Here is a 13,111-nt window from a genome sequence, read left to right as displayed (position 1 = left end):
CGCGGAGGGACGTGCAACCAAATCGGCCGCTCCGCGTTGGCGGCGATGATGGACAACAAGCCTTTTGAAAAGCCGGTGGTGGTCGAACTTGGCCATGTCGGCAAATACCGTGAGATCCGCAGCACCCAGGAGGCGGCGGAGTGCCTGATGACGGTCTGGCCGCTCAATCGTGGTCCCCGGCATCGCGATGCTCTCGACACTTGCCTAAAAGTGCTGGAGGGTTATCGTTCGACGGCGGATGCGCGCCGCGCATTGGTCGAAGCCGCGAAGGAATCGGACGTGCTGGTTCCCGAGGAGAGATTGTCCGACGGCAGGCTGCCCGAAGACAAACTACCCGAAGGCAAACTGCCCCAAGGCAAACTGCATTGAGCAGACGGAGCTTTTCCCACTGGAGGATTTCATGGCGAAGCTGACCTACAAGATCGTCGAGCATGACGGGGGCTGGGCCTACAAGGTCGGCTCGACATTCTCGGAAACGTTCCCTACCCACGAGGACGCGCTCCGCGCGGCGGAGATCGCTTCGGCCGAACAGCAGGTCGCCGGCACCACGGACGGCATCCAATACGAGGACGCCGACGGCAAATGGCACGACGAGCTCGCCGACGGCCGGGACCGGCCGCAAACCGAAGTCTCCGATTAGGCTGGTGTCGTATACTGATGACTTCTCGCACCTCCGTTTGCAAGGGCTGGGGCTGGGCGAGTCATTTTCCTGCTAGGATCCCGGACATGGCGAATTTCAATCCCACCGGGAACAAACACGATCAGGAGCAACGAAGTAGAGTGCTTGCCACGCAGCCGCTTTACAGGGCAGTCTGGTAGCGCTACCGTTTCATCATCGCGCGTGACCAGGGAGGAACTTTGGGAGCTGCCGCGGCCAGTTAGGAAAGCGGTTTCCTTCGAAGACGTCGCAGGAAGCATTCGGGAGGAAATCGATGGCGTCTGTCGCGATTGGCGATGTCTACAAATCATTCGGAACCGTCGAGATTCTCCACGGTGTCAGCGTCGATATAGACGATGGCGAGTTCGTCACGCTGGTCGGGCCGTCGGGCTGCGGAAAATCGACCCTTCTCAGGATGATCGCTGGCCTGGAAAAGATTTCGCGCGGCCAGATCGCGATTGGCGACCGTGTCGTCAACAACGTTGCGCCAAAAGAACGCGACGTCGCCATGGTCTTCCAGAACTACGCGCTCTACCCGCACATGACCGTCGCCGAGAACATGGCGTTCTCGCTCATGCTCAAGGGTGTTTCGAAAGCCGAAAGCGCTGCCAGCGTTAAGCGCGCCGCCGAAATCCTGGGGCTGGTGCCATTGCTGGAGCGCTATCCCCGGCAGCTTTCCGGCGGCCAGCGCCAGCGCGTCGCCATGGGCCGGGCGATCGTGCGCGATCCGGCGGTCTTCCTGTTCGACGAGCCGCTGTCCAACCTTGACGCCAAACTCAGGGTGCAGATGCGCGCCGAGATCAAGGAACTGCATCAACGCCTGAAGACCACGACGGTCTATGTCACCCATGACCAGATCGAGGCCATGACCATGGCCGACAAGATCGTGGTCATGCATGACGGCCTCGTCGAGCAGATCGGGCCGCCATTGGAACTCTACGACCGGCCGAACAATCTCTTCGTCGCCAGCTTCATCGGCTCGCCCGCCATGAACATGCTGAGGGGCGAAATCGCAACTGATGGCGGCTCATCGTCTTTTCGCGGCTCCGGGGGGATTTCCCTGCCGCTGGCCGCAGTACCTTCGATCGGCAGCGGCGAACAGGTGGTGCTGGGGATACGACCCGAGCATCTGCGGCTGTCCGACGAAGATGGCATTCCGGTCACCGTCGTGGTGGTCGAGCCGACCGGGTCGGAAGTGCAGCTCATCGGCCGGACGGCCGGCGGCGAAGAGATCGTCGCCAATTTCCGGGAGCGCCATTCCTTCACGCCGGGCGAGACCGTACGGCTGACGGCCGAGCCCGGCCTCATCCATCTCTTTCATGGCGAAACCGGGCAGCGCTTCGAAATGCGCACCCGGCAGTAAGAACCACCGCGAGGAAATAATCAGGAGGAGACGAGCATGAAATTCACCAGACGTGACGTGATCCGCACCACCGCCGGCGTGGCGGCGGGAGCCTTGGGAAGCCGGTTCGTCGGCTCTTCCGCCTTTGCCCAGGAGGGGTTGACATACAAGCCCGAGGACGGCGCGAAGCTGCGGATGCTGCGTTGGTCGCCCTTCGTGCAGGGCGATGAGGATCAATGGCTGGCCAACACCAAGCGGTTCACCGAGGCGACAGGCGTCGAGGTCCGCGTCGACAAGGAAAGCTGGGAGGACATTCGCCCCAAGGCGGCGGTTGCCGCCAATGTCGGCTCCGGTCCAGATCTGATGTTGGTCTGGTTCGACGACCCGCACCAGTACCCCGACAAGTTGCACGACGTGACGGAACTGGGTGAGTATCTCGGCACGAAATACGGCGGCTGGTACGACGGGCCAAAGCAATATGCGACGCGGGAGGGGAAATTCCTCGGCCTGCCTCTGGCCACCATCGGCAATGCCATCGTCTATCGGGAAAGCTGGGTAAAGGAGGCTGGCTTCTCGGAATTTCCGAAGGACACGGCGGGCTTCCTCGATCTTTGTAAGGCCTTGCAGGCGAAGGGGCATCCGGCCGGCTTCACGCACGGCCATGGCGTCGGCGACGGCAACAACTATGCTCACTGGCTGCTTTGGAGCCATGGCGGCCAGATGGTCGACGAGAGCGGAAAGGTGACCATCAACAGCCCGGAGACGCTCAAGGCGATCGAATACGCGCAGGAACTCTACAAGACCTTCATCCCCGGCACCGAAAGCTGGCTCGACGTGAACAACAACCGCGCCTTCCTGGCCGGCGAACTGGGCGTCATCGCCAACGGCATTTCCGTGTATAACACGGCAAAAACCAACAAGGACAATGATCCGAAACTGGCTGAAATCGCCAAGGACATGCGCACGACCAGCCTGCCGATCGGTCCCGTCGGGAAATCGGTCGAGCTGTTCCAGGTGACCACGGCCGTGATCTTCGACTACACGCCCTACCCCAACGCAGCCAAGGCCTATCTGCAGTTCATGTTCGAGGAACAGCAAATGGCGGAGTGGATTACCTCGTCGGCCGCCTACTGCTGCCAGACACTCAAAGCCTTCGACAACAATCCGGTATGGACGGCCGACCCGAACAATGCCGCTTACGCCAAGGCCTCGGCGACGCTGCGTCCCAACGGCTATGCCGGGCCGCTCGGCTACGCCTCGGCGGCGACCATGGCCGATTATGTCCTGGTCGACATGTTCGCCAAGGCCGTGACGGGCCAGGCCACGCCCCAGGAAGCGATGGAAGAGGCGGAGAAACGCGCCAACCGGTACTATCGCGTTTGATCACAGCCGAGCCGGGCAGCCGCGACCGCGCTGCCCGGTCTGGTTCCTGAAATCGTGTGGCGGCCACTCAGGCCACCATGCCAGCAGACCTTATGAGGAGCCGTCCCATGGCCGTGTCGTCCGCCGCCGTTCAGCCGCGTCCGTCGATCCTGTCGCGGAGCCTGTCGCTCCTGGCCGACAGCCGGAACGCGCTTGGCTTCGGCTTCATGCTGCCGGCGGCAGCGCTGCTGCTGGTCTTCCTCACTTATCCGTTGGGGCTCGGCATCTGGCTCGGCTTCACGGATGCCCGCATCGGCCGCCCCGGTATCTTCATAGGCATCGAAAACTACCAATATCTGTCGGATGATGCCGTCTTCTGGCTCTCCGTATTCAACACCTTGCTCTACACAATAAGCGCCTCGATCCTGAAGTTCGCGCTCGGCCTCTGGCTGGCGCTTATCCTCAATCAGAACCTTCCCTTCAAATCGTTCTTCCGCGCGATCGTCCTGCTGCCGTGGGTGGTGCCGACGGTGCTGTCGGCCATCGCCTTCTGGTGGATATACGATTCGCAGTTCTCCATCCTGTCCTGGGCGCTTATGGAAATGGGCCTAATCGACCATCGCATCAATTTCCTCGGCGACCCGGAGAACGCGCGCGCTTCGGTGATCGCGGCCAATGTCTGGCGCGGCATTCCGTTCGTCGCCATCACGCTGCTGGCCGGCTTGCAGACGATTCCCCAGTCGCTTTACGAGGCCGCCACGCTCGACGGCGCCAGCCGCTGGCAATTGTTCCGTTTTGTGACGCTGCCGCTGCTGACGCCGATCATCGCCATCACCATGACGTTCTCTGTGCTGTTCACCTTCACCGATTTCCAGCTGATCTATGTGCTGACCCGCGGCGGACCGGTCAATGCCACCCATCTGATGGCGACATTGTCGTTTCAGCGCGGCATTTCGGGAGGCCAGCTTGGCGAGGGCGCTGCCATCGCTGTCGCCATGATCCCGTTCCTGCTCGCGGCGATCCTGTTCAGCTATTTCGGCTTGCAACGCCGCAAATGGCAGCAGGGCGGCGGAGACTGACATGGCCACGATCAAAAAAACGAAACGTCCGGAACTCGACGAAGGCGGCATGGGCTACCTTCAGAGCCTGCCGCGGCGCGTGGTGACGGTCTATCTGCCGTTGCTGGTGTTCGTCATCGTGCTGTTGTTCCCGTTCTACTGGATGACGATCACGGCGATTAAGCCCAATCACGAGATGACCGACTACGCCAATTTCAATCCGTTCTGGGTCGTGCATCCGACATTCGAGCACATCCGCTATCTCTTGTTCGACACGTCCTATCCGGGCTGGCTGCTCAACACGATCATCATCTCGACCGCCGCGACGTTCCTGTCGCTGCTGGCTGCGGTGTTCGCGGCCTATGCGATCGAACGGCTGAGGTTTTCGGGGGCGCGGCAGGTCGGGCTCGCGATCTTCCTCGCCTATCTCGTGCCGCCGTCGATCCTGTTCATCCCGCTGTCGGTGATGGTGTTCAACCTTGGGCTTTACGACACGCCCTTCGCGCTCATTCTTACTTACCCGACCTTCCTAGTACCCTTCTGCACCTGGCTGTTGATGGGTTACTTCCGCTCCATCCCGTTCGAACTGGAAGAATGCGCGCTCATCGACGGGGCGAGTCGGTGGCAGATCCTCACCAAGATCGTGCTGCCGCTGTCGGTGCCCGGCCTGATTTCCGCCGGCATATTCGCATTCACCCTGTCATGGAACGAATTCATCTATGCCCTGACATTCATCCAGTCGTCCGAAAACAAGACTGTGCCGGTCGGGGTGCTCACGGAGCTTGTCCGTTCCGACGTCTATGAGTGGGGAGCGCTGATGGCCGGAGCCCTGATCGGCTCCCTGCCGGTGGTCGTGCTTTATTCATTCTTTGTCGAGCACTACGTGTCCTCGATGACCGGTGCGGTGAAGGAGTAGCGCCCTGCCGCAGTCGAGGTTTGCAGCCTCGCGGGCCGAAGCTTGGAACAGCGTGTGGCGGAAATGGTGGAGCTGCGCGCCAATACCGTTCGGACGCCATTGCCGCCGGTCATCCGCCGCGCTATCTCAGGCGACCCTTGCCTGCCTAAGGCGACCTGTCTGCCCGAGGCGACTCTGTCTGCCTAAGGCGACCTCTTGCCGGAGCTCCCATGTCTGAAATCGTCACCGCCGCCATGCTCGTCATCGGTGATGAGATTCTGTCCGGGCGCACCAAGGACAAGAATATCGGCCATCTCGCCGACATCATGACGGCGATCGGCATCGACCTGAAGGAGGTGCGCATCGTTCCCGACGAGGACGACGAGATCGTCGCCGCGGTGAACGCCCTACGTGCCCGCTACACCTATGTCTTCACGACCGGCGGCATCGGCCCCACGCATGACGACATCACCGCGGACGCGATCGCCAAGGCCTTCGGCGTGCCCTGCGAATACGACGCCAAGGCCTATGCGATGCTGGAAGCGAGCTACGCCGCGCGCGGCATCGAATACACCGAGGCGCGCAAGCGCATGGCGCGGATGCCGCGTGGTGCCGACCATATCGACAATCCAGTGTCCATCGCGCCCGGCTTTCGCATCGGCAACGTCCATGTCATGGCCGGCGTGCCGTCGATTTTCCAGGCGATGCTGGACAATGTGGTGCCGACGCTAAAGGCCGGCACCAGAATGCTGTCGGCCACGGTGCACTGTCCGTTCGGCGAAGGCCTGGTCGGCGGACCGCTCGGCGACATCCAGAAGGCGCATCCGGACACGATCATCGGGTCCTACCCGAAATATGGCGACGGCAAGTTCTGGACCGAGCTGGTCGTCCGTGCCCGCAGCCAGGAAGCGCTGGACGCCGCCCACGCCGATGTCGAGGCGATGGTCGCAAGCCTCGCCAGCGCGGCCAGCTGATCCAGGCCGGAACCAAGCATGGTGCTGTAACGTTTCTCGCGGGCGAGTTTCGATCGCCGTAAATTGAGGGGGTTATCATGCGATTCAAAACCATCGTCGCCATACTGCAGAACGAACAGGACGCCGAGCGCGTGCTCGAATGCGCCATTCCGCTTGCCGACAGGTTCCAGAGCCATCTCATCGGCATTCATGCCGAAGCGCTTCCCGTCCCCTACACCTCGGCCACCGGCTTTCCCGACACCGAGTTCCTGCAGGTTTCGGCCGACATGAACAAGGAGCGTGCTGAAAAATTGCGGGCGGTTTTCCTCCGGCATGTCGAGGATTCCGACCTGTCGTTCGAGTGGCGTAGCCTCGAGAGCTTTTCCGGAGACAGCGCGCTGACCGGTATCCCAACCGTTCGCACCGCAGACCTCATCATCGCCGCGCAGCGCGAGTCGGGCGGCGATCCGAGCGCCGATGTCGACACGCTGGTCTACGACGCCGGCCGGCCGGTACTGGTCGTGCCGCATTCGGGCCCGCTCGTGACCAGCTTCAAGCATGTGCTGCTCGCCTGGAACGGCAGCAAGGAAGCCGCGCGCGCCGCCTTCGACGCCCTGCCCTTCATCATCGAGGCCGAGAAGACCGATATCGTCGTCATCGACCCGCCGGATACGCTCGACGAGGCTCCGGAGGCGGCCGGCGCCGAAATCGCCGCCGCCCTGTCCAGGCATGGCGCCACCGTCAGCGTCTCGGTGCTGCAATCGGGCGGCCACTCGGTCGACGACGTGATCCAGACCAGGGTTGCCGAAACCGGCGCCGACCTGCTCGTGCTCGGCGCCTACAGCCATTCCTGGCTGCGCCAGCTTCTGTTCGGCGGGGTCACGCGCACGGTGCTGCGCACGTTGCCGGTGGCAGCTTTCCTGTCACGGTAAATCCACAAGGGTAACTCCACAGGGGCGAGTCCACAGGGATCGCCTGCCGCCGCCCTTGCCAAGGCCAAGGCTTTCCAGTTAATTCCGCGCGCATTCCTTCAAGTGTTTGCGGGCGGTTTTTCGCGCGCCGCGGAGTGCATGCAAAAATGTCCCTTCCCGAAAAGGCCTTTCCCGTCTCCTGGGATCAGTTCCACCGCGACGCGCGTGCGCTTGCCTGGCGGCTTGCCGGCGCCAACAAAGGCCAGTGGAAGGCGATCGTCTGCATCACGCGCGGCGGCTTGGTTCCGGCCGCCATCATCTCGCGTGAACTCGGCATCCGGGTCATCGAGACGGTTTGCGTCGCCTCCTATCACGACTACGCCAGCCAGGGGCAGCTGCAGGTGCTGAAGGAGGTCACGCCGGCACTGCTCGCCGATGACGGCGCCGGCGTGCTGATCATCGACGACCTCACCGATACCGGCAAGACCGCGGGCATCGTGCGCGCCATGATGCCCAAGGCGCATTTCGCCACCGTCTACGCCAAGCCGAAAGGGAGGCCGCTGGTCGACACCTTCGTCACCGAGGTCAGCCAGGACACCTGGATCTATTTTCCGTGGGACATGGGCTTCACCTACCAGAAGCCGATCGCCGACGATCACGTCGGCTGATTCGCGGCAACTGCTTTTTCTCCCGGAACATGCCGGCGAGGATTGCTTGCCGGCGAGCACTTCTTGAAAGAGTGCCGCGGCGCACGATATTTCCTGAATGGACCCCTGTTGGCGTGGTTAACCAGTCCGTATGAGGTTTTTTACTTTTATTGCTCATGATTAGCCGTAAGATTCGCTAGACGGCAGATGATTCTGGAGGCTGAGGCAAGCTTCTCCGATGTTGACGAGGCCAGCAACAAACAACCATTTGGCCGAAAGGGTTCAGCGGCTCTTCGGCACAGCGCCGTGCCGCCTGCAGGTTGCAGCATTGCCCTGGCGCGATACCGGGCATGGCGTCGAGATCATGCTGATCACCAGCCGCGATACCGGTCGTTGGGTGCTTCCCAAGGGCTGGCCTGAGGCCAAGGAACTGCTTTGCGAAGCGGCGGCGCGCGAGGCCGGCGAGGAAGCCGGACTGCGCGGCACGATCTCCCACCATGAAGCCGGCCGCTACTTCTATGCCAAGGCATTGGCCTCCGGCGAGGAAGTGCCTTGCGAAGTTCTGGTATTTCCGCTGCAGGTCGACAAGATCGCCGACCGGTGGAAGGAAAAGCGGTCGCGCATCCGCAAATGGGTCAGCCCCGCCGAGGCCGTGCGCATGGTCAACGAGCCGGACCTTGGTCAGATCATCGCCTATTTCTGCGCCGACCCGCACCAGTTCTCCTGAGCGAGACTAGGCACCGGCCATAGCTGCGCACCTGCCGCGCATCACCGGCGATGCTCTTTGGCGAAGAGAATCGATTTGACCACCACAGCTTTGGCGTGCGTTGTCATCACGGTCGATGGCCTGGACGTGGGTCAAAATCGAAATCCTCCGCGCCACTTCTATCCCCGTTATCCACATATGTGACACACAAGATGTTGGGGTCACAAAAGCTACGCAAACGAATCCTTGACGGCGCAAAACGAGTCGCCTTTTATGGGCCATGCGCTCCTGTTAAGAGTGCGACCGGAAAGTTCTGAGCCCGGTCTTTTTCCCGGACTATGTGCGTTTTGGCCGCATTTCCGCCTGTCTATGAGGCCGGCGGATGCGTTGGGGTTGTGGGGACTTTGGGGACGAAAGGGAAAAATGTCGGACTGGAATAAATTGTCTGTTAACACTATATTTAGTGATTGCAGATAGGTTCGACGCTAGATAGTGTGAAGGTCCCCTCGATTGAGGGAGTCGCAAACAAGTTTCAGTTTTGAGGGACCGCAGGGTTCGTCGGCGCGTTGGACGACTACTTCGCAAGGAGTTCGGCCAGCAGGGCGGGCGGAGCCTGTGAAAGGGAGCCGGCCGTTTTCTAACGCTGGCAGACGGCGGACATGCGCGTTTCGCCAAGGGGGCAGAAATCCCCTGGGAAAAGCGCTATATCTAGACAAGCAAGGGATAGGACCAATGCGCATTGAGCGTCGTTTCACCAAGCAGGGGCAGTCGGCTTATGCGGAGATCGAATTCCGCAAGGCGCTTTCGGAGATCAAGAATCCGGATGGCTCGGTGGTGTTCCGCTTGGACAATATCGATGTGCCGGCGCAGTTCAGCCAGGTTGCCGCCGACATCCTGGCGCAGAAGTATTTCCGCAAGGCCGGCGTGCCGGCTCGGCTGAAGAAGGTCGAGGAGAATGACGTCCCTTCCTTCCTGTGGCGCTCCGTCGCCGACGAGGCCGAACTGGCAAAGCTGCCCGAGTCCGAGCGCTACGGCTCCGAGATCGACGCCCGCCAGGTCTTCGACCGCCTCGCCGGTACCTGGACCTATTGGGGCTGGAAGGGCGGCTACTTCAAGTCGGAGGAAGATGCGCGCGCCTTCCGCGACGAGCTCGCCTATATGCTGGCCACCCAGCGCGTCGCGCCGAACTCGCCGCAATGGTTCAACACCGGCCTGCACTGGGCCTATGGTATCGACGGCCCGAGCCAGGGTCACTTCTATGTCGACCCGTTCACCGGCAAGCTGACCAAGTCGAAGTCTTCCTACGAGCATCCGCAGCCGCATGCCTGCTTTATCCAGGGCGTGCAGGACGATCTCGTCAACGAAGGCGGCATCATGGACCTGTGGGTGCGTGAAGCGCGCCTGTTCAAATACGGCTCCGGCACCGGCTCCAACTTCTCATTCCTGCGCGGCGAAGGCGAAAAACTGTCCGGCGGCGGCCGCTCGTCCGGCCTGATGAGCTTCCTCAAGATCGGCGACCGCGCGGCGGGCGCCATCAAGTCGGGCGGCACGACGCGCCGCGCCGCAAAGATGGTCATCGTCGACGCAGACCATCCCGATATCGAGGAATTCATCGACTGGAAGGTCAATGAGGAGCAGAAGGTCGCCTCGCTGGTCACCGGCTCGAAGATCGTGAAGAAGCACCTCGAAGCGATCATGAAGGCCTGCATCAACTGCGAAGGCCAGGACGACGATTGCTTCGACCCGGCGATCAACACGGCGCTGAAGCGCGAGATCAAGGCGGCCAAGAAGGACGGGGTGCCGGAGAACTACATCTACCGCGTCATCCAGCTCGCCAAGCAGGGCTACACTTCGATGTCGTTCAAGACCTACGACACCGACTGGGATTCGGATGCCTACCTCACCGTTTCGGGCCAGAACTCCAACAATTCGGTCTCGCTGAAAGACGATTTCCTGCGCGCCGTAGAGCAGGACGGCGACTGGCACCTCACCGCCCGCAAGGACGGCAAGGTGCTGAAGACGCTGAAGGCCAGGGATCTGTGGGAAAAGATCGGCTATGCCGCCTGGGCGTCGGCCGATCCGGGCCTGCACTTCAATACGACGATGAACGACTGGCACACCTGCGCCGCGGCCGGTGCGATCCGGGCGTCCAACCCGTGCTCGGAATACATGTTCCTCGACGACACGGCCTGCAACCTGGCCTCGATCAACCTGCTGCCCTACCGCAAAGCCGACGGCACCATCGACATATCAGCCTACGAGCACACGGTTCGGCTGTGGACCATGGTGCTGGAAATTTCCGTCATGATGGCGCAGTTCCCGTCGAAGGAGATCGCCAAGCTCTCCTACGAATACCGCACGCTCGGCCTCGGCTACGCCAATATCGGCGGCCTGCTGATGACCTCAGGCATTCCCTATGATTCCGACGAGGGCCGCGCCATCTGCGCAGCACTCACCGCTGTTATGACCGGCACGGCCTATGCCACCTCGGCCGAAATGGCCGCCGAGCTCGGCGCCTTCCCCGATTACGACCGCAATGCGCAGAACATGCTGCGCGTCATGCGCAACCATCGCCGCGCTGCCTATGGCGACAAAGACGGCTACGAGAAACTCGCCGTCAACCCGGTGCCGCTGGTCGCCTCCGACCTGAAGCAGCCTGAGCTTGCCGCCCATGCCAAGGCTGCCTGGGACCGCGCCATCGAGCTCGGCGAGGAGCATGGCTACCGCAATGCGCAGGCGACCGTAATCGCGCCGACCGGCACGATCGGCCTGGTGATGGATTGCGATACCACCGGCATCGAGCCCGACTTCGCGCTGGTCAAGTTCAAGAAGCTGGCCGGCGGCGGCTATTTCAAGATCATCAACCGCGCCGTTCCGGAAGCACTGCGTACGCTCGGCTATTCGGAAAGCCAGATCGCCGAGATCGAGGCCTATGCGGTCGGCCACGGCAATCTGAACCAGGCGCCAGCCGTCAACCCCGGCTCGCTCAAGGCCAAGGGTTTTACGGACGACAAGATCGCGGCACTCAATGCGGCATTGAAGTCGGCGTTCGACATCAAGTTCGTCTTCAACCAGTGGACGCTGGGTGCGGACTGGGTGAAGGAGACCTTTGGCTTCACCGACGAGCAGCTCAACGATTTCTCGTTCGAGATGCTGCCGGCGCTCGGCTTTTCCAGGAAGGACATCGAGGCCGCCAACATCCATGTCTGCGGTGCGATGACGCTGGAAGGCGCGCCGTTCCTGAAGGCCGAACACCTGCCGGTGTTCGACTGCGCCAGCCCGTGCGGCAAGATCGGTAAGCGTTCGCTGTCGATCAACAGCCACATCCAGATGATGGCGGCGGCCCAGCCCTTCATCTCCGGCGCCATTTCCAAGACCATCAACATGCCGAACGACGCGACGGTGGAAGACGCCAAGGGCGCCTACATGCTGTCGTGGAAGCTGGCGCTGAAGGCCAACGCGCTCTATCGCGACGGCTCGAAGCTCTCCCAGCCGCTCAACGCCTCGCTGCTTGCCGACGTCGAAGACGACGAGGACGAGGCGATCGAGCAGCTGATCGCGGCACCCGCCTCGCAGCGCGCCGTGCAGGTGACCGAAAAGATCGTCGAGCGCGTCGTCGAACGCCTTTACCGCGACCGCGAGAAACTGCCGAACCGCCGCAAGGGCTATACCCAGAAGGCGGTCGTCGGCGGCCACAAGGTCTATCTCAGAACTGGCGAATTCGACGACGGTCGCCTCGGCGAGATCTTCATCGACATGCACAAGGAAGGTGCTGCCTTCCGGGCGATGATGAACAACTTCGCCATCGCCATCTCGCTCGGCCTGCAATATGGCGTGCCGCTCGAGGAATATGTCGAAGCCTTCACCTTCACCAAGTTCGAACCTGCCGGCATGGTGCAGGGCAACGACGCGATCAAGAACGCGACGTCGATCCTCGACTATGTGTTCCGCGAGCTTGCCGTGTCCTATCTTGCGCGCCACGATCTCGCCCATGTCGACCAGTCGGATTTCGACAAGACAGCGCTCGGGCGCGGCATCAACGAAGGCAAGGCGACGCCGTTCTCGAAGGGGCTGACCCGCGGCGCCTCGCCGGTCAAGCTGGTGTCGGGTATGGGCGCCGAGCCCAAGGGCTTTGGCGGTTCGGGCTCGTCCGGAACCCCTGTCCGCTCTGCCCCGACGGCGTTCTCAGGTTCCAACGTGCTGGCGCTGAAGCCGGCCAGCGACGAAGCGATCGCCTACAAGCGCGATTATGAGGAGCGGGCCAGGGAACTGGTCGAAGACGTCGTCTACGAGGAGGCCGAAGAGGCTTCGGGGGCTTCGGCGCTGTTCACCGACGCCGCCGCGCAGGAGGCCGCCGAGGCAAAGGCGCTTGCCGCGACACGGCGCCAGCAATCGCTGATGCAAGGCTACACCGGTAACGAATGCTCGGAATGCCACAACTTCACCATGGTGCGGAACGGCACCTGCGAGAAGTGCGATACGTGTGGTTCGACGAGCGGGTGCAGCTGAGGAAATCTTCAGCGCTAAAACGTAACATGGTCGGTCCGGTCGCAAGATCGGACCGAAATGGCAAAGGGAA

Annotated in this window: 11 protein-coding genes; all 11 read left to right on the top strand. The window is 61.9% G+C overall.

The genetic code is table 11. The annotated features are described in order from the left end of the window. The first annotated feature begins 45 nt into the window (after nt 1–45). On the top strand, nt 46–369 hold the full coding sequence (locus ACWUKX_RS08750) for a DUF982 domain-containing protein (RefSeq protein WP_287339487.1): 324 nt from the start codon (nt 46–48) through the stop codon (nt 367–369). Nucleotides 370–400: 31 nt separating this feature from the next. Next, the gene (locus ACWUKX_RS08745) at nt 401–640 is read left to right on the top strand and encodes a DUF2188 domain-containing protein (RefSeq protein ID WP_065008174.1); all 240 of its coding nucleotides are present in this window, start codon (nt 401–403) and stop codon (nt 638–640) included. A 292-nt stretch (nt 641–932) separates the two neighbouring features. Continuing rightward, a complete protein-coding gene (locus ACWUKX_RS08740) occupies nt 933–2,021 on the top strand; it encodes an ABC transporter ATP-binding protein (RefSeq protein ID WP_287094065.1) in 1,089 nt (362 codons plus the stop codon). 36 nt (nt 2,022–2,057) lie between these two features. Next, nucleotides 2,058–3,383 (top strand): ABC transporter substrate-binding protein, encoded by a 1,326-nt coding sequence (locus tag ACWUKX_RS08735; RefSeq protein WP_456005786.1) that lies wholly within the window; start codon nt 2,058–2,060, stop codon nt 3,381–3,383. Between the two features lie 206 nt (nt 3,384–3,589). Next, complete coding sequence (locus ACWUKX_RS08730) at nt 3,590–4,441, top strand: carbohydrate ABC transporter permease (RefSeq protein ID WP_370463494.1); 852 nt, start codon at nt 3,590–3,592, stop codon at nt 4,439–4,441. Between the two features lies 1 nt (nt 4,442). Beyond that, complete coding sequence (locus ACWUKX_RS08725; protein ID WP_029353730.1) at nt 4,443–5,336, top strand: carbohydrate ABC transporter permease; 894 nt, start codon at nt 4,443–4,445, stop codon at nt 5,334–5,336. Between the two features lie 209 nt (nt 5,337–5,545). After that, nucleotides 5,546–6,289 (top strand): competence/damage-inducible protein A, encoded by a 744-nt coding sequence (locus tag ACWUKX_RS08720; protein ID WP_456005783.1) that lies wholly within the window; start codon nt 5,546–5,548, stop codon nt 6,287–6,289. Nucleotides 6,290–6,366: 77 nt separating this feature from the next. After that, nucleotides 6,367–7,200 carry a universal stress protein gene (locus ACWUKX_RS08715; protein ID WP_287350210.1) on the top strand — a complete coding sequence of 278 codons (834 nt, stop codon included), beginning with the start codon at nt 6,367–6,369 and terminating at the stop codon, nt 7,198–7,200. Between the two features lie 146 nt (nt 7,201–7,346). Then, on the top strand, nt 7,347–7,847 hold the full coding sequence (gene gpt, locus ACWUKX_RS08710) for a xanthine phosphoribosyltransferase (protein WP_029353723.1): 501 nt from the start codon (nt 7,347–7,349) through the stop codon (nt 7,845–7,847). A gap of 217 nt (nt 7,848–8,064) precedes the next feature. Next, entirely contained in the window at nt 8,065–8,553 is a 489-nt protein-coding gene (locus tag ACWUKX_RS08705) for an NUDIX hydrolase (protein ID WP_456005780.1), read from the top strand. Between the two features lie 711 nt (nt 8,554–9,264). Next, nucleotides 9,265–13,041: a vitamin B12-dependent ribonucleotide reductase gene (locus ACWUKX_RS08700; RefSeq protein ID WP_456005777.1), complete on the top strand. Its 3,777-nt coding sequence runs from the start codon at nt 9,265–9,267 to the stop codon at nt 13,039–13,041. The last annotated feature ends 70 nt before the right edge of the window (nt 13,042–13,111 follow it).

Source organism: Mesorhizobium sp. f-mel, assembly GCF_053850215.1.
The sequence above is the reverse complement of the archived record's forward strand: the minus strand, read 5'-3'. Positions and strand labels throughout refer to the sequence as shown.

Excerpts from the sequence above, each read along its gene's own strand:
- ACWUKX_RS08745 (WP_065008174.1), top strand. The coding sequence starts at position 401 with ATGGCGAAGCTGACCTACAAGATCGTCGAGCATGACGGGGGCTGGGCC.
- ACWUKX_RS08725 (WP_029353730.1), top strand. The coding sequence starts at position 4,443 with ATGGCCACGATCAAAAAAACGAAACGTCCGGAACTCGACGAAGGCGGC.
- ACWUKX_RS08705 (WP_456005780.1), top strand. The coding sequence starts at position 8,065 with ATGTTGACGAGGCCAGCAACAAACAACCATTTGGCCGAAAGGGTTCAG.
- ACWUKX_RS08720 (WP_456005783.1), top strand. The coding sequence starts at position 5,546 with ATGTCTGAAATCGTCACCGCCGCCATGCTCGTCATCGGTGATGAGATT.
- ACWUKX_RS08750 (WP_287339487.1), top strand. The coding sequence starts at position 46 with ATGATGGACAACAAGCCTTTTGAAAAGCCGGTGGTGGTCGAACTTGGC.
- ACWUKX_RS08735 (WP_456005786.1), top strand. The coding sequence starts at position 2,058 with ATGAAATTCACCAGACGTGACGTGATCCGCACCACCGCCGGCGTGGCG.
- gpt (WP_029353723.1), top strand. The coding sequence starts at position 7,347 with ATGTCCCTTCCCGAAAAGGCCTTTCCCGTCTCCTGGGATCAGTTCCAC.
- ACWUKX_RS08740 (WP_287094065.1), top strand. The coding sequence starts at position 933 with ATGGCGTCTGTCGCGATTGGCGATGTCTACAAATCATTCGGAACCGTC.
- ACWUKX_RS08715 (WP_287350210.1), top strand. The coding sequence starts at position 6,367 with ATGCGATTCAAAACCATCGTCGCCATACTGCAGAACGAACAGGACGCC.
- ACWUKX_RS08700 (WP_456005777.1), top strand. The coding sequence starts at position 9,265 with ATGCGCATTGAGCGTCGTTTCACCAAGCAGGGGCAGTCGGCTTATGCG.
- ACWUKX_RS08730 (WP_370463494.1), top strand. The coding sequence starts at position 3,590 with ATGCTGCCGGCGGCAGCGCTGCTGCTGGTCTTCCTCACTTATCCGTTG.